The organism is Mucilaginibacter terrigena, assembly GCF_004168255.1.
Taxonomy (GTDB): domain Bacteria; phylum Bacteroidota; class Bacteroidia; order Sphingobacteriales; family Sphingobacteriaceae; genus Mucilaginibacter; species Mucilaginibacter terrigena.
This window is the reverse complement of sequence record NZ_SEWG01000004.1, coordinates 64,354-80,720: the sequence shown is the minus strand read 5'-3', so window position 1 is coordinate 80,720 and position 16,367 is coordinate 64,354. Positions and strand designations below refer to the sequence as shown.

14 protein-coding genes and 1 tRNA gene are annotated in these 16,367 nt (G+C 44.4%); 10 read left to right on the top strand and 5 right to left on the bottom strand.

The features are described 5' to 3' along the window. Positions 1-98: 98 nt before the first annotated feature. The 5 genes from EWM62_RS10520 (at position 99) to EWM62_RS10500 (ending at position 4,970) form a co-directional block, all read left to right on the top strand. A complete protein-coding gene (locus tag EWM62_RS10520) occupies positions 99-1,037 on the top strand; it encodes a sugar phosphate isomerase/epimerase family protein (protein WP_129876628.1) in 939 nt (312 codons plus the stop codon). 131 nt (positions 1,038-1,168) lie between these two features. Continuing rightward, a complete protein-coding gene (locus EWM62_RS10515; RefSeq protein WP_129876627.1) occupies positions 1,169-2,422 on the top strand; it encodes a cation:proton antiporter in 1,254 nt (417 codons plus the stop codon). 136 nt (positions 2,423-2,558) lie between these two features. Further along, positions 2,559-3,746, top strand: a complete 1,188-nt coding sequence (locus tag EWM62_RS10510; protein WP_317127812.1) for a TIGR00341 family protein — start codon at positions 2,559-2,561, stop codon at positions 3,744-3,746. A 1-nt stretch (position 3,747) separates the two neighbouring features. Beyond that, complete coding sequence (locus EWM62_RS10505; RefSeq protein WP_129876626.1) at positions 3,748-4,317, top strand: Crp/Fnr family transcriptional regulator; 570 nt, start codon at positions 3,748-3,750, stop codon at positions 4,315-4,317. A 209-nt stretch (positions 4,318-4,526) separates the two neighbouring features. Further along, complete coding sequence (locus tag EWM62_RS10500; protein ID WP_203235027.1) at positions 4,527-4,970, top strand: carboxymuconolactone decarboxylase family protein; 444 nt, start codon at positions 4,527-4,529, stop codon at positions 4,968-4,970. Positions 4,971-5,048: 78 nt separating this feature from the next. Here the strand turns inward: EWM62_RS10500 and EWM62_RS10495 are convergent, their stop codons facing one another. Next, positions 5,049-5,390, bottom strand: a complete 342-nt coding sequence (locus EWM62_RS10495; protein WP_129876624.1) for a hypothetical protein — start codon at positions 5,388-5,390, stop codon at positions 5,049-5,051. 45 nt (positions 5,391-5,435) lie between these two features. Next, the gene (locus tag EWM62_RS10490; RefSeq protein ID WP_129876623.1) at positions 5,436-7,457 is read right to left on the bottom strand and encodes a beta-L-arabinofuranosidase domain-containing protein; all 2,022 of its coding nucleotides are present in this window, start codon (positions 7,455-7,457) and stop codon (positions 5,436-5,438) included. 405 nt (positions 7,458-7,862) lie between these two features. Between EWM62_RS10490 and EWM62_RS10485 the strand changes: the two genes are divergently transcribed. The 3 genes from EWM62_RS10485 to EWM62_RS10475 are packed head-to-tail and all read left to right on the top strand — an operon-like array spanning position 7,863 to position 10,020. Next, positions 7,863-9,071, top strand: a complete 1,209-nt coding sequence (locus tag EWM62_RS10485) for a hypothetical protein (RefSeq protein ID WP_129876622.1) — start codon at positions 7,863-7,865, stop codon at positions 9,069-9,071. Positions 9,072-9,096: 25 nt separating this feature from the next. After that, positions 9,097-9,477 (top strand): GreA/GreB family elongation factor, encoded by a 381-nt coding sequence (locus tag EWM62_RS10480; protein ID WP_129876621.1) that lies wholly within the window; start codon positions 9,097-9,099, stop codon positions 9,475-9,477. 36 nt (positions 9,478-9,513) lie between these two features. Beyond that, on the top strand, positions 9,514-10,020 hold the full coding sequence (locus EWM62_RS10475) for a hypothetical protein (protein WP_129876620.1): 507 nt from the start codon (positions 9,514-9,516) through the stop codon (positions 10,018-10,020). A gap of 77 nt (positions 10,021-10,097) precedes the next feature. Here the strand turns inward: EWM62_RS10475 and EWM62_RS10470 are convergent. Further along, positions 10,098-10,169, bottom strand: a tRNA-Arg gene (locus tag EWM62_RS10470). A gap of 41 nt (positions 10,170-10,210) precedes the next feature. Further along, the gene (locus tag EWM62_RS10465) at positions 10,211-10,684 is read right to left on the bottom strand and encodes a DUF6702 family protein (protein WP_129876619.1); all 474 of its coding nucleotides are present in this window, start codon (positions 10,682-10,684) and stop codon (positions 10,211-10,213) included. 115 nt (positions 10,685-10,799) lie between these two features. Here EWM62_RS10465 and EWM62_RS10460 point away from each other — a divergent pair, with 115 nt between their 5' ends. Together EWM62_RS10460 and EWM62_RS10455 are read left to right on the top strand one after the other, a co-directional pair. Beyond that, positions 10,800-11,378: a HupE/UreJ family protein gene (locus EWM62_RS10460; RefSeq protein WP_129876618.1), complete on the top strand. Its 579-nt coding sequence runs from the start codon at positions 10,800-10,802 to the stop codon at positions 11,376-11,378. Positions 11,379-11,406: 28 nt separating this feature from the next. Further along, positions 11,407-13,806 carry a M1 family metallopeptidase gene (locus tag EWM62_RS10455; RefSeq protein WP_129876617.1) on the top strand — a complete coding sequence of 800 codons (2,400 nt, stop codon included), beginning with the start codon at positions 11,407-11,409 and terminating at the stop codon, positions 13,804-13,806. 86 nt (positions 13,807-13,892) lie between these two features. Here EWM62_RS10455 and EWM62_RS10450 read toward each other — a convergent pair whose 3' ends face one another. After that, complete coding sequence (locus EWM62_RS10450) at positions 13,893-16,322, bottom strand: outer membrane beta-barrel protein (RefSeq protein WP_129876616.1); 2,430 nt, start codon at positions 16,320-16,322, stop codon at positions 13,893-13,895. Positions 16,323-16,367 lie beyond the last annotated feature (45 nt).

Here is a 16,367-nt window from a genome sequence, read left to right as displayed (position 1 = left end):
TTTTTTTAGAACTAATGAGTAAAACTTTTAATACACAATTTGATGCATGCGATAAATTAATAACTTTAAACCAACCAAATACATCAAAACCGGGTATTATGAAAAAGCAAAATATAAGCAGGCGCCAATTTATTGGTACGGGAGCAATAGCGGCCAGTGGCATGCTGTTCCTTTCAAAAGCATCGTTCGCGGCCTCCGTTTTAAAAAGGGCTGATAAACCAAATTCGGTTATAAATGGGGTGCAGATAGGGGTGATCACCTATTCGTTCCGCAGCATGCCCGGTACTGCCGAAGACTTGCTGAAATACTGTATAGACTGCAATATTAATGCTATTGAACTGATGGGCGATGCCGCCGAAGCTTACGCCGGCGCACCAAAACGCGGGCAAGGACAAACCTGGACCGACTTTGCCCCTAAAATGGCCGAATGGCGCGCAGGTGTTAGTATGGATAAATTTAAGGAACTGCGCAAAATGTACAACGATGCCGGCGTAACCATTTACGCCTGGAAACCAAACGCACTTGGCGCAAAAAACACCGATGCCGAAATTGAGTACGCTTTTAACGCGGGTAAAGCGCTTGGCTGTAACCACGTTACCGTTGAACTGCCCGACGAAGCACAAACCAAACGCCTGGGCGACCTTGCAGCCAAACATAAAATGCTTGTAGGCTACCATGCCCACACCCAAGCTACCCCAACGCTTTGGGATGCTGCCCTTGCACAATCAAAATACAACGCTGTAAACCTTGATATCGGGCATTACGCAGCGGGTACAAGCAGCAGCCCGATACCGTTCATTGAAAAATACCACGACCGCATTACCAGCCTGCATATTAAAGACCGTAAGTTTCACGATGGGCCAAACGCGCCGTGGGGCGAAGGCGACACACCAATAAAAGAAGTGCTGCAACTGATGAAAAAAAACAAATATAAATTCCCGGCTACTATTGAACTGGAGTATAAGATACCCGATGGGTCTGACGCTGTGGCCGAGGTTAAAAAATGCCGCGCCTATGCAGCAGATGCTTTGAAATAGTTAAAAAAAAGGGAGCAACATGCTCTCTTTTTTGTTTACTGAGGATTATAAGCAGGGCAGTTGAAAGGCCGTTTCTTTTTATTTTGGTATTATTGCAGGAGGCATAACACACCCAGATCAAGTAACCGGCAATGAATACACAGGAAATCATCACTATTACTATAGTACTGGCTGCAATATTCGCCTACATTAATCATAGGTTTGTTAAGTGGCCGCCTACTATTGGTATAATGGCGTTATCCTTAATATCATCTATATTGCTGGCAACGCTTGGTACTTCACAATCGCTGTTATCTCAAAAAGCCATACAACTTGCACTTTCTGTTGATTTTAGGGATGTGTTAATGAACTTTATGTTAAGCTTTCTGCTTTTTGCCGGAGCCATACATATTAACGCTGCTAAATTAAAGCGCGAGCGATGGCCGGTAATTTTACTGGCAACTTTAGGTATACTTATCTCCACATTTTTGGTAGGAGGCATGACGTGGTACCTGTTTCAGTTATTTAATAAGCCCATCCCTTTTTTGTATTGCCTTTTATTCGGTTCATTAATATCACCAACAGACCCTATTGCAGTGCTGGGTATACTTAAAAAGGCAGGAATTCCATCATCCCTGGAATTAAAGATATCAGGTGAATCGTTGTTTAACGATGGGGTTGCCGTAGTAGTATTTATTAGTATTGCCGGTATCATCAACTCAGGCGCTGCCGATTTTTCGGCAGTTGAAGTGGTTAAATTATTTGCAACTGAAGCATTTGGAGGGTTAATTTTTGGTGCTTTGCTTGGCTATATTGGTTTTTGGGCACTGCGGTCTATAGATGAATACAAAGTAGAAGTTATGATAACGCTTGCCATTGTAATGGGCGGGTATCTATTAGCAAGCAAATTGCATGTTTCGGGCCCACTTGCTATGGTTGTGGCAGGTATCATAACTGGTAATAAGTCGAAATCGGAAGGGATGAGCGATCTTACCCGCGATTACCTTGGTAAGTTTTGGGAACTGGTAGACGAAATACTTAACGCGGTATTGTTTTTGCTGATAGGGCTTGAAATGCTGATAATTAAGATAGATAAAACCGTGATCCTCATTGGTTCCATATCGATATTGATTGTTCTGCTTGCCCGGTGGATATCCGTTAGTTTACCTGTTTTTTTGCTCAAATATAAAATAAAGTTCGAGCCCCATGCCATTAGTATACTTACATGGGGCGGCCTTAGGGGCGGCATTTCTGTAGCGCTTGCGTTGTCGCTAAGTTCGGCCATGCATCGCGATGAGTTTTTGCTTATTACCTATATTATCGTAGTGTTCTCAATACTGGTGCAGGGCTTAACTATAGGCAGCCTGGCAAAAAAATTGCAGCAGCCGGTTACTAAAAAAGTATAAATGACTGTTATCTGGAAAAGCATAAAAGTATTTTTATCTCATCGCTTTAATCTTCAGGAAGATAAGGCGGATGAGCAGGACATATTTGAAGCGATAAAAAAAAAATGTAGATTTTAAGGGCGCCAACGTATGGGCGCTGGTATTTGCCATTTTTATTGCATCTATAGGGTTAAATGTAAATTCAACTGCGGTTATAATAGGGGCTATGCTTATTTCGCCCATTATGGGGCCGGTAATGGGTATTGGCCTGGGTGTTGGTATTAATGACCTTGAACTTGTAAAACGCGGCGCAAAAAATTTGCTGGTAGCTACCATAATAAGTGTTATTACCTCAACCATCTACTTTTCTATTACACCTTTACACGAGGCGCAATCTGAACTGCTCGCCCGTACATCGCCATCTATATGGGATGTATTCATCGCTTTTTTTGGCGGCCTTGCAGGCATGGTGGCCGCCTCGCGTACCGAAAAAAATAATGTTATACCCGGCGTTGCTATTGCTACTGCGCTTATGCCGCCTTTGTGCACTGCCGGTTACGGCCTTGCCATTGGTAACTGGTACTTTTTTTTAGGCGCTATTTATTTGTATTTTATTAACAGCGTATTTATTGCAATAGCTACCTATTTAATAACCCGCTATCTGAAATTAAGTAAGAAGCATTTTGACAATACCGAGATCCAAAAAAAAGTTAGCAGGTATATTATTATAATTGTAATAGTCACTATCATCCCGAGTATATTTATGGCCTACCGCATTGTTGACAAAAGCATTTTTGAAACAAATGCCAGAAAGTTTGTTGAAGAGCAATTTGTATATAAAAACACCCAGGTTATTACAAAAACATATAACTACAGCAGCAGCAAAAAATCTATTGATTTACTTTTAATAGGCGAAGAACTAAGTAAAAAGACAACCGATACGCTTCGTGCAAACCTTACAAAATATAAATTAAAAGGGGTAAAACTTAATATTTTGCAAGGCCTGAATGCCCGGCAGCAACTTGATCTTTCGCAAATTAAAGCCAGTATACTGGAAGATGTATATAGTAAACAGGCCCGGGCAGATACGGTAAAGGGTAAAAATAGTTTGGAAATGGTTACCGATACGCAAGTACTTAGCGAAATAAAAACCCTTTACCCCCAGGTGAGATCGTTTGGTTTAAATAACATAGTGATAAGGCGGGTGGATACAACACTTGCCGATACTTTAAAGGTTGCTATGGCGCAATTTGGTAACCGTATGAATAAAACCGAAACAGAAAGATTACAAAATTGGTTGCGCACACGTTATAAAACAACATCGCTTAAACTGGTTATTAATTAAGATGTACCCACAACTACTCGCACATATTAAACGCCTGGTGCAGCTTACCCCTGCCGAAGAGCAATTGCTTTGCGATAGTATGGAATTGAAGAAATTTAAGAAAAAAGAGATCATCCTGGAACCCGGCCAGCATTGCAAAGGCGAATACTTTGTGCTAAGCGGTTTACTAAGGCAATATTATGTTAACGCTAAGCTGAACGAGCAGATAGTGCAGTTTGCTTTAGAAAGCTGGTGGATAGCCGACCACGACAGCATTGTGAACCATGTACCCGCCGGTACCTATATTCAAACCATCGAGGCATCAGAGGTATTGCTGTTGCATAACAAAGATAAAGGTCCGCTGCTTGAGCAAGTGCCAAAGCTGGACACTTACTTCAGGCTTACTATGCAAAGGGCGTTCATAGCGTCGCAACGGCGTATAGGTTTTTTATTTAACCAAACAGATGAGCAACGATTCCATTATTTTACGGCCATGTTCCCTGATTTTGTACAACGCGTACCCCAATACATGCTGGCATCGTATCTGGGCTTTACCCCGCAGTTTTTAAGCAGGATAAGAGCTAAGAGGTGAGCCCCCCAGCCCCCTCAAGGGGGAGCCGAATATCGAACACTGAATGTAGAATGATAAATAATGAAGTGCCTTCTTAACTTCGATATTTTAAATTGGATGTTCGATATTATATTCCCCCTTCAGGGGGTTAGGGGGCATTTTCTTAACCTCAGTTCATTTTTCGCGGGCATGTTTGTGTGCACCTTTGTCTTAACAAAAACAAAATGACAATGAAAAGGACAAATTTATTACAGACCCTTCCCGATGCATACAAAGCCATGAGCGCGCTTGAAAGTTATGTTAACAGTACCGAACTTGAACCCATACATAAAGAACTGATAAAGCTTCGCGCATCGCAAATAAATGGTTGTGCCTATTGTTTGGATATGCACAGCAGGGATGCCCGCAAATTGGGCGAAACCGAGCAGCGTATTTACACATTGCGTGCATGGCGCGATACCCCGTTTTTTGATGAAAAGGAGCAAGCCATACTTGCATTAACAGAAGAGGTTACGCTGATAAGCAAAGCCGGCGTAACTGACGATACTTATAACAAGGCCGTTGAGGTTTTAGGTGATAAATATGTAAACGAGGTAATAATGGCCGCCATCACCATAAACGCGTGGAACAGGATAGCTATCAGCACTCACCTGCAGCCTGCACTACAGAAATAACATTTTATTTCAGTTTAATAAAAAAGCCGCCATCCGTTAGCTAACGGTGGCGGCTTTCTTGTTTTATATGAGTATTTTCTATTTAAAAGCAGATACGTGTGTTGTTTTGATGCTTAAAATAAACGATTTGCCTACGCTTATCTTTACGTTTTTATCCTGGATCATCTCTTTGATCGCTTCGTCGGTTTTCAGGGCCTCGAACAGGTCGCGGGCTACTGCCGAGCCGCTGATATTGTTGGTTACCTTACCGTTTTCCATCGCGATGTTAAACGTATAGCCGGATTTTCCCCTATCGCCTGCCGACTCAAAATCGGTGATGTTCAGTTTAAAACTTTGATCTTCGTTGAGGCTCCTTTTCAGATGCAGGCGTATAACCGGGATGTATTTTCTCCAGGTTGTTAAATATTTTCTTTCTTCCATGTGTGCGGGTAAAGGTAGGTTAATTAATCGGTTACCCTAATTATTCTACCTTTTATCGATCACCGGGAACTGTGCTATGCGTAAACGGGTGCAGCCGTAGGGTATCAGCGTTAGCTCTTCTTCCTCTTTAGCAGTATCAAAATTCCATATTGTACTATATGGTAATGGCCCCGCCGAATCGTTATATAACTGCCACGATGGTATGCGCCTGCCCTTAGTTTTTAGCTGTACAGGGGCGTTTGCCTGGCTCCACGGGTAAGTGCTGAAAGCTGCTGCCGGCTGCGCTTTATAACTTTCGTCAAGCTTTTTATCATCAACGCGTATCAGCCCGTAGTTCCATGGGGTAGTGGGGCGTATTTCGGTATAGCTATCGCCGTATACATCGGCATCCTTAGTGTTTTTTACCTGTTTTACGTCTTCGCCAATTTTTAACGCGTAAACAATAGGGCCGCGCTGTACCGATATGGAATTCTCGTAACCGGTATTTTTAAACACGTGCATAGGCAGGGTTAGTTCTACCACATCACCTTGTTTCCACTCGCGGTTTATTTTCACTACCTGGTTGCCGTCAGCCTGCCGGTAATCTTTACCATTTATTTTGATGGACGCCTTACGGCACCACGCCGGGATACGCAAACTAAGCGGGAACGAAACCGCTTTTTTACTACCAAAAGTAAATTTGATGGTCTCGTCAAAAGGGTAGTTGGTTTCTTCTTTAAAGGTTACCTCGATATTATTGCCTACAATAGCCTTTACCTCGCTGGCCGAGTAAACCAGCGCGGCCAAACCCTTATCGGGCGTGGCATACCACAGGTTTTGGGCAAATTTTGGCCAGCCCTGGTGCATGTTAGATGTGCAGCAGGCATAGCCGGTAAGTATGCCGTAGCACAGGTCGGTACCATCGTGGTTGATATCAAAATTGCGGACAGCACGGGTTATCATTACCTGGTTGGCCTGCTGAAAATATTGGCGGCCTATAAAGTTCTCATCTATTTGTGTGGGCAATACATTAAAGGCTACTTTCTCCAAGTGGTCGGCATAGCCTACATCACCGGTTATGGCCAGTGTATTTTCCAGCGTGTACATCATCTCAACCGCGCTGCACAATTCCGAACCCTGCGTTGGATTGTTACCGTGCAGCGATTCATCGCCGCCAAACATACCGGGCACCGATTCATTGTATTTGCTCAGGTCCCTGAAACCCTTAGCCATGGCATCGGCATATTTAGCTTCAGGGTGGTGCTGATAATAGATTATAGGTTCTTTCATTCCCTCTGCAAGGTTTACCCCGTGGATGCTGTTATCAGTCAGCATCATTTCACTATTCAGGAAGGCGTTGGTATAATCAAATGTTTGTTTGTGGATCAGTTCGCCCAGGTCCAGCAGAAATTTATCGCCGGTTTTGTTGTACAGCCAGTAAACCATGGCAAGGTTATCGCCCCCGCGGTAGCGTGCCCAAAAGGTCCAATGGTCCAGGTGGTTTTTGGGGAGTTCCTGTAACTGGTACTTGAAATATTTGGTCATGAAGGGGATGATGCGCTTATCGCCCGTGGCCGTGTAATATTGCTGCATTACTTTCAGCATCACCATTTTTGGCCACCAGTCCTGCGCGTTGTCGCGCTGTATGCCCGCCTCGGGCGAAAGGTCCTTCGACGGGCCGAAATAACCATCGGCGCGCTGACTTTTCAGGCTCCATTCTATCCAGGGTTGTACTTTGGCTATCAGTTCTTTATCCTGCAGCAGGTAGGCAAGGGGTAGCAGGCCGTCAATCCAGTAAGGGCCGCGTTCCCACAGGTCGCCATCGCCGCCAAGCCAGCCATTACGTTTGCCCATTACCAGCGGGTACAGTTTATCCAGGTTGCCTGTAGCGCCCGTTTTCTGGCGCGTAAGCATCTCCCTTAACCATCCCTGTGGCTTTATGGCGCCCAGGGGCAGCTCGATATAAGGGCTTTGGCGCAAAGGCGCTTTAGCCTGCGTATAGGCAGCAATGGAGGTATTGTTGGTTTGCGCCACAGCATTAAAAGTAAAGGCAGCAAATAACACGGGGAGTGCAAATCTGATCTTCATAAAAGGTAGTTTAGCGTTTGGTTAACTGAATTCGACATTACAATAATAGTCAGTATTACAATTAAAACAAAAAATCGCCTGCACATCATTCCATATCGTGTTTATAATAAAGCATTCTAAAGAAATGTTAATGTTTATATAATAAAGTATCTGTATTATCGTTTACTATGTTTAAACTCCTGCACGCATGAAGCCCGTACAGCCGGCATTACATACATTAAAACCTGTTGCTGCAATTACATTGCGGACGAACAGTGGTGTGCCCGCTGCTATACTCACCGGCTTAAAGCTTAGTTATGCTTTCTTAAAAACAAGTAAGGACTTTATTAAGTAAGCCCCAGCCGTTTCTGGTTTTGGGGCCGTTTGACAAAACAAACGTTTTTGTTTCCTTATTAAAACTTACTTATGAATTTTGCTGCATCCCGTACCTGGGCAGGTATCGGTTTTATCCTGCTTTTTTTAACAAACGCCGGCCTTGTTATTACAGGCCTTATTTTCGATAATCTTTGGTGTACCCTTTCGGGTATGTTACTGGCCCTGACACAGTTTTGGCTGCAGGAGCGGATGCTCCAAAAGCAAAACGCTTTGGCAGGGCACCCCTTGTTATCTGATGCTGACCTGCGAATGGTTATCGGGCGGTCGCAAACACTTGTTCCGTTTAATCATACCCCCAGCGGTGAAAGCGTATTTGGTGCGGGCTATCGCTCGGTTCAATGTTGTGATACCAACTTACAAATAACCGGTAATATGCTTTTTACTGAAATAGGCGTGGGTAATTGCCGGATGCCCTATCGCATGAACCTGTTAAACATAGGATTGTTGAACACTGCGATACCCGATAAACCCTCTTTACTGGCGCTGTCACGGAGTGCGAAAGCCAGCGACTGCGCGGTTAACACAGGTACAGTGGGTATCGTTCCGGAATTACTCAGGGGCGGCAGCGACTTGGTATGGCGTATGGACCGTATGGAACCATATTACAGAAACCCGGATGGCACATTCAACGAGGTGGTTTTTAGGAAGGCGGCAACCCGGCCTTATATCAAAATGATAGAGGTTAAGCTAAAAGAGGCACATTTTTCACCCGATGTTTTAGAGGTATCATTAAATTGCCTCATTACCTTCCTCGAGCGGATTAAAGTACTGTCGGGTGGTAAGCCCACGGGAGTATGCCTCTCAGTAGCAGATCAAGGATTAGTTGCCAGGCTTTGCCATGTAATGGCAGCAAACGTGGTTTACCTTGATTTTGTAACCATAGAAAGCGCATCTGGTGATAAGGATGTAACCGCATTATTTGCCGCGGTAAACGCCGCACGGCTTTCTATTGATGAGCAAGCATTGCCAACCAGGGTGATTGCCTCGGGCAATCTGGCAAAAGAGCGGGATATTTTGCAGGTAATAGGGCATGGAGCCCATGCCTGTTACAGTGTGCGCCCTTTTCAGGTGGCCCTTAGCGCTGCCCGCGGACTAATAAAAACAACCACAAACAGTAAGGTGGCTGCTGTAACCGCTTTTCACCAAAATACAATGGCGGCTACTATGCGGTTGATAACAGCCTGCGCTGCAGAGCCGCAAACTAAGGTTGAAGAAGCCTCGATAAACGCTGCCAACTAACGAAATTTCACTAATTCATCCTGATATGAAAATACAATATTTAATTATGCCTGCTAAAGAGCATGAACTGTTAAAGAAGCATTGTAACCATGGAAACCTTTGCGATTACAATTTAAAAAAGCTTATAGCCGAACTTGCGTCGGCCAGTATAATACCCAGGGATCAGTTACCTGATGATGTGGTATGCCTTAACGCATCCATCCAATTTAGAGAAGTTCTTAGCGGAAGGCATTATGCTTTTAGTATAGTAGAACCTCACGAAGCAGATATCAGTCAGCATAAAATGTCGGCGCTGGCACCATTATCAATTGCTTTGCTTGGCTATCATAAAGGGGCGCTGGTTGACTGGCAAATGCCCGGCGGCGTCATGACCTTTGAAATACTGGATGTGGTACAGGATGCCTGAAATAACAAAATGAAATATGCACTTAACATTTAAAGTATGAAACAAATTATTGAGAACAGCCTGGTAGTAGGCACTTTACTGGTATTAACGGTGCTACCGTTTATAGCTATAAATAGGCGAATAAAGAAAAAGGAGGAAGCCGGCATGATTGGCAGGCTTAAAGAAGCTGCCCGAACTTATGGCATCAACCTGTCGCGTTACGAGATGATCAACGGTATTTTGCTGTGTTGGGACGAGGACAGCCGGTCGCTGTTATTTGCCTGGGGTGAAGAAAAGCCTGAACATATAAGGATTGAAGAGGTTTCGCGGTGCTATACACTAAAGAAAATGAACGGTCGCGATGTGCGTTCGGTAAGCCTGGAATTATTGGACAGCCATGGCAGGGCAATATGTAGCATCCCCTTTTACAGGCAATTTACCGATAGCGAAATGAGCCTGAATAAGGCGCTTAAATATTCAGGTGAATGGGAATTGCTCATCACAAGTAGTATCAAACAGCAGATTAAAAATACATTTAAAATGCCGGAGTTGGAAAGCTTTTAAAACGAGCACTGATTTGTGCCTTGTTAGTTAGATAATTAAAACCGCCTTAAAATTAATTAAGACGGTTATTTTAAAAGTGTTCTCGATGAGATTCGAACTCATATCGACGGCTTCGGAGGCCATAATTCTATCCATTGAACTACGAGAACAATATTTGCGCAAATATAGAATATTTTGTGGGTGACTGTTGCTAAAAAGTTTGAGTTACCGTTTTATCCGGCGCATCAAGGCGGGTGCTTTTGCGGGTGCCGTTAACCGTCATGTGTACAATGTTCAGTTGGTCGGCATACAGGCTTTGCAATAAGGTTACCTGCGCGTCTATCTTTTTTGGTGTAGCTATCTTGCCCGATTCCAGGTAAACGTTAACCGCTTCGCGATTTATTTCAAAACCAAGATACGACAGGGGCAAGGCAGCAGCAGTTGTTTTTAATTGCAGGTGGCTGTTTACGTAGTTTTTCACCAACACATCCATAGCGGTGTGCATATCGGGTTTAACAAGGTCGACCTTAGAGTGGAACTGTTTTTCGAGCGCCAGTTCAAAATCATCCGTAAAAATGGTACATATCACTTCTAACTGATCATCCTTAGCGTTAAAGCTTACATCGGTGGTGCTAACATGCAGCGGATGAAATTTGGTTTCATCAGGCGTTTTGATAAAAAACAAACTGCTGAAAATGTAACAATATAATAGAGGTTTACCTAAAAAAGCAGTCATAACGCCGGCGGGGTTCATTTATATTTAAAAGCTGTTAAATTTACGTTTTCATCATAGAAATATTATGTCTGATTTTGGTTTTTATTTCGGGCTGGGATGGAAACACATTATCAGTACCGATGCGCTCGACCATCAGTTGTTTATTTTGGCGCTGGCATCGGTTTATACTTTTAAAAATATTAAACAGGTACTGATACTTGTTACCGCGTTTACCATAGGCCACTCGTTAACCCTGGCGTTGAGCGTGCTTGATGTGATCCGCTTTCCGGGTAAGTGGGTAGAGTTTTTGATACCCTGTACTATTTTTATAACCGCTATAAATAACCTGTGGCGGGTAGATAAAAAAAATGGCAGTGTAAATGTTAATTATTGGCTGGCGCTGTTTTTTGGGTTAATACACGGCATGGGCTTTGCCAATACCATACGTATTATGCTTGCGCGCGACCAAACCATAGGCTGGGGGCTGTTTGGCTTTAACCTGGGGCTTGAGGCGGGGCAAATAGCCGTTGTAGCGGTTATATTGGTATTAGCCATGTTATGTATCAATTTTATGAAAGTAACCCGGCGCGACTGGGTGTTTTTTATATCGGCAGGTGTTTTTGCGTTATCTGTACAAATGGCGTTTGAAAGATTGCCGTTTTAAGTTAAATTTGATTTTTAAACCATAAACTATGAAGCGTTTTTTTACCAGCGTTCTTCTTTCGGTTACTATTGTGGGCGCTGCCTTTGCCCAGGATATTCAAAACAACCCAGGCAGTAATCATGGCAATAAGTTTGAGCAGTTGGGTACCATTCTGAATACGCCTAACGAGCAAAGAACGGCCAGCGGTGCACCAGGTGTAAAATACTGGCAGCAACGTGCCGATTACAACATAAAGTGCGAGCTTGATGAAAAAAACCTGAGGCTAACTGGCAGCGAAACGGTAACTTACTACAACAATTCGCCCGATCCGCTTACCTATATCTGGCTTCAGCTGGATGAGAACGAGCACAACAGTCTTAAAAATTCGGGCTACCAAAGCAGCTCGGGCATGCCAAAGGCCACAACCACGCAGAATGTTGATAAAAGTGAAGTGCGTAACGGTGATGAAGACAACGGCCTTGGCGATATGATAACCAAACTAACCGATGCAACCGGGAAAAACTTAAAATATACCATCAATAAAACCATGATGCGTATTGACCTGCCAACCCCTTTAAAATCGGGCGCGCAGTTTATTTTTAACCTGGACTGGAATTATAAAATAACCGACCGTATGACCGTTGGCGGCCGTGGAGGTTACGAGTTTTTTCCCGAGGATGGCAATTACCTGTTCACCATGACGCAGTGGTACCCACGCCTTTGCGTTTACAGCGATTTTCAGGGATGGCAAAACCACCAGTTTACCGGCCGCGGCGAATTTGCGCTTACGTTTGGTAACTTTCGTGTGCAAATGACCGTACCTGCCGACCACGTTGTTGGTGGTACCGGCGAATGTATTAACTATAGCGCGGTGCTTAGCCCTGCAAAGCTGGCCCGTTATAATAAAGCAAAAACAGCTGCAGCGCCTGTTGAGATAGTAACCCTGGCAGAGGCAAAAGCTGCCGAAAAAGCACCATCGACGGCTAAAAAAACATGGGTTTTTGTGGCTAACAATGTACGCGATTTTGCCTGGGGATCGTCACGTAAATTTGTATGGGATGGCATGGGCGCAAAAGTTGCCGGTAAAAACGTAATGTGCATGAGCTATTACGGTAAAGAAGCTCACAACCTGTACAGCAAATACTCAACCCGGTTAGTGGCCCATACCGTTAAAACCTATTCAGATTTTACTATCCCTTACCCTTACCCTGTAGCGCAATCTGTTGAGGCATCAAACGGGATGGAATACCCCATGATATGCTTTAATTATGGCCGTACCGAAAAAGACGGAACCTACAGCGAAAGCACTAAAAACGGCATGACAGGTGTAATTATTCACGAAGTTGGGCACAACTTTTTCCCGATGATAGTAAACAGCGACGAGCGCCAGTGGACCTGGATGGACGAGGGCTTAAACTCGTTTGTAGAATACCTTACCGAGGAGCTTTGGGATAACAAATTTCCGAGCAAAAAAGGCGCTGCTTACACCATTATTGATTACATGAAGCTGCCTAAGAACGAACTGGAGCCGGTGATGACCAACTCGGAGAATATTGTACGTTTTGGGCCAAACGCGTATTCTAAACCTGCCACAGCATTAAATATCCTGCGCGAAACTATCATGGGCCGTAAGTTATTCGATTATGCTTTTAAAGAGTATTCGCGTCGCTGGGCCTTTAAGCACCCAACGCCTGCCGACCTGTTCCGTACCATGGAAGATGCCAGCGGCGAGGACCTGGATTGGTTTTGGAGAGGCTGGTTCTACGGTACCGACCCTGTTGATATATCTTTAGATTCGGTTAAATATGCCAAAGCCGACCTGGACGCTAAAGTGCCTGCCATAAAGCAGGGCGGTGTTACACCAAAAGTAGCTGCACCGGCTGTGAACCGTTTCGAGGATATTTCTAAAGTACGTAACCGTACCGATAAGAACATCAAATTTCAAACAGACAGGGATACCGCCACGCAGGATTTTTACTGGAAATACGATAGGGGTATAGTAACTGTTGATACCGTCAAATTTGCGGCTATTGTAAAAGCACAACCCGCACCGCAGGCTTTTGCTGCCGAGCCGTTAACAGATGCAGATAAAACCAAGTATGGCAGCAAGTACTTTTATGAACTAAACTTTAGTAATAAAGGCGGCCTGGTAATGCCGATAATAGTTGAATTTACCTTTAAAGACGGCACCAAATGGACAGACCGCATCCCTGTACAGATGTGGAGGCTTAATGAAAAAACAGCTTCTAAATTCTACATTCACGACAAGGAAGTTGCCTCTATAAAGCTTGACCCAATGCGCGAAACAGCAGATATTGACGAAAGCAATAATTATTGGGGTAAAATGCCGGAGCCGTCAAAATTCCAGCTGTTTAAACAAAAGGTAGGTGGGCCGGTACGCGGCCAGTCTGTAGGTACCAACCCTATGCAGGTGTCATCATCAAAATAAAACAAACATTGCAATAAAAAATGCCCGCTATCAGCGGGCATTTTTTATGATCGATCAGGACTGGAAAACACCGGGTATTATTCTGCTTACCCGTTACCCACGCGTTCCATTTCGTCGGTAGCGCTGCTGCCGGGCCGCTTTGTGGTTTTGTACGATTTACCAAAACGGTAGGTGAACGATAGCGTGTACACCCTGGTATCCCGGTGCAGCAAAAAGTACTCGGTCGCATTAGGGAACGAGGTAAAGCCTTCCATGGCATTGGTGTAGAAAAGGTCACGTGCGCTGAACCTTAACGTGCCTTTTTTGCCAAATATAGGGCGCGATAAGCCCACCGATACCTGGCCGGTAGGATATAACAGCTCCTGTACATCGTTACGGGCCTTGGTAGTATAAAACCCGCTAAGTTCTGCGGTATATTTACCCAGGCCGAACTGGTTGTTTACGTTTACGTTAAGCTGATCGATCTCGGTGGTAAAACTGTTGCCGTTAAAACCGCGCAGTTGCTTATGGTTATAAAGCGCCTGTGCCGTTACCGACCACCATTTAACCGGCGAGGTAACCAACGTGGTAGACAAGCCCAGGTTATAAGTGCTGCCTACGTTGCCCTGCGTGTATAAAAGTATGGCATCGTCATTTGGTGCCGATAAAAAGATCTGCGAAAAATAATTACCGATACGGCTGTACGATGCAGTAGTAGTCAGCAATTCCTTGTAATTGTGGCTCAGCTCAAAATTCCAGCTTAATTGAGGCAATAAGAACGGGTTACCCGTACTATACGTATACTTGTTAATTATGGCGTAAAAAGGATTAAGCAGTTGAAACGGCGGGCGGTCTATCCGGCGGCCGGCCGTTAATGTAAAACTGTTAAGGGAGTCGGCCTGGTAACTGAGGTAACCGCTCGGGAAAAACTGGCTGTAGTTGCGCGAGAACGACGAATCCGCCTGAATGGCGTTCCCTGTCTGGTGCGCGTCGTAGCCGGTATACTCGTATCTTAAACCAACCTGCCCCGAAATTTTCCCTATCTTTTTATCTAACGTGCCGTAAAGGGCGTGGATATTCTCTTTATAAATAAAATGGTTTGTTTTGGTATTATCATCCTCCCAGTTGGATCCTACAAGATTTTCATAGGCCGCCAGGTTATCCGTATTGGTGAACGATGATTTCCAGCCGAAGGCAAGCGCATCCGTTTTATTTAGTTTCAGGGTGTAATCCGCCTTGCCCGAACCAATTTTTATCCCCGTAGGGATGTTACCTCTCGACATTTCGCGGTAACCGTTGGGGGCTATTAATTGGTTCTCAAAGGTTTGGTCGGCCTTTATATCGTAATTCAAATAATCAGCATTTACTTCCAATTCCTGCGAAGCAGAAATAGTATGCCTCAGGTTTACATTTATAGCACCGTATTTAAACCTGTTGCGGCTTTCGTTTGTGGTATTAATGGCCGAATCGGTGACACCCTGCGGGTTTTGCCAATTGGCGCTTGCCCGGTTGCTGCTGTTACGCTTTACCGTAGTACCGCTCACCGCGAAACCAATGGTTGTTTTTGGCGAGATATAATAATCAAGGCCGGTTTTTATGGTGTTGTTAAAGCTGTTGCCCGGCAGGTAGGAGTACTGGTCAAGCATGGCTGTCAGCGTGCCGTTGGGGTCGTAATACTTACGTAAAGCGTAAATATCCATCATGTATTCCACGTAATTAACATTGTAATTAAAAAAGGTATTTACCTTGCCAACCCGGTAATTAAGTACCAGGCTGTTGGTGTTTTTTGGATAAATACCTTGCCCTAACGCTGTGGTGAACGAGCCGTTAAACCCCTTTATGTTATTCTTTTTTGTTTTGATGTTAATGATACCCGCGTTGCCGTTTGCATCGTACCGCGCTGTTGGGTTGGCTATCAGTTCTATCTGGGCAACCTGGGTCGAGCTCATGCTGGTTAACAGATTGTTCAGGTCGGCACCCGACAGGTAGGTGGGTTTGTTGTCTATCATCACCAGTACGCCGCCTTTGCCGTTTAGCGAAATCCCCCCATTTTTATCGACCATAACCCCCGGCGATTTTTCTAAAACCTCCAGCACGGTTAGGCCGGTGTTGGTAACCGACGCGGCAACCTCCAGTATCACTTTACCTTGCTGGTGCCTTATTGGCGGCGTATTGGCAACAACACTTACTTCGTTTAAAGATGTACTGGCAGTTTTAAGTGTAACAGTAGCTGATGTTATTTTACCCGGTATTTGGTACGCTTGCGTAGTTTGCGGCTGGTAGCCCGTATAGCTAACTAAAAAGGTATATGTCCCCGGCTTTAACGCTTTGAAGTGGGCAACGCCCTTTACATCTGTAATAGCGGTTAATAAAGTAGTATTGTCTTTCTGAAGCTTGACCGTAGCAGCCTCGGCAGGCTGGGATTTTTCATTTAATACAGCTATAAAAAAATCATGGGAATTGCCCTGCTGGCAAAACGCGGAGAGCGCGCACAGGTTTAGTAAAATAAACGAAACGGCTGTTTTAAATGAAATCATCGATCAGGTTTTTGGTAAGACTTGCCAGCCGGTAAATAGTTACAA

Coding starts and splice junctions, on each gene's coding strand:
- EWM62_RS10520 (WP_129876628.1), top strand. CDS start 99: ATGAAAAAGCAAAATATAAGCAGGCGCCAATTTATTGGTACGGGAGCA.
- EWM62_RS10515 (WP_129876627.1), top strand. CDS start 1,169: ATGAATACACAGGAAATCATCACTATTACTATAGTACTGGCTGCAATA.
- EWM62_RS10505 (WP_129876626.1), top strand. CDS start 3,748: ATGTACCCACAACTACTCGCACATATTAAACGCCTGGTGCAGCTTACC.
- EWM62_RS10500 (WP_203235027.1), top strand. CDS start 4,527: ATGAAAAGGACAAATTTATTACAGACCCTTCCCGATGCATACAAAGCC.
- EWM62_RS10495 (WP_129876624.1), bottom strand. CDS start 5,390: ATGGAAGAAAGAAAATATTTAACAACCTGGAGAAAATACATCCCGGTT.
- EWM62_RS10490 (WP_129876623.1), bottom strand. CDS start 7,457: ATGAAGATCAGATTTGCACTCCCCGTGTTATTTGCTGCCTTTACTTTT.
- EWM62_RS10485 (WP_129876622.1), top strand. CDS start 7,863: ATGAATTTTGCTGCATCCCGTACCTGGGCAGGTATCGGTTTTATCCTG.
- EWM62_RS10480 (WP_129876621.1), top strand. CDS start 9,097: ATGAAAATACAATATTTAATTATGCCTGCTAAAGAGCATGAACTGTTA.
- EWM62_RS10475 (WP_129876620.1), top strand. CDS start 9,514: ATGAAACAAATTATTGAGAACAGCCTGGTAGTAGGCACTTTACTGGTA.
- EWM62_RS10460 (WP_129876618.1), top strand. CDS start 10,800: ATGTCTGATTTTGGTTTTTATTTCGGGCTGGGATGGAAACACATTATC.
- EWM62_RS10455 (WP_129876617.1), top strand. CDS start 11,407: ATGAAGCGTTTTTTTACCAGCGTTCTTCTTTCGGTTACTATTGTGGGC.
- EWM62_RS10450 (WP_129876616.1), bottom strand. CDS start 16,322: ATGATTTCATTTAAAACAGCCGTTTCGTTTATTTTACTAAACCTGTGC.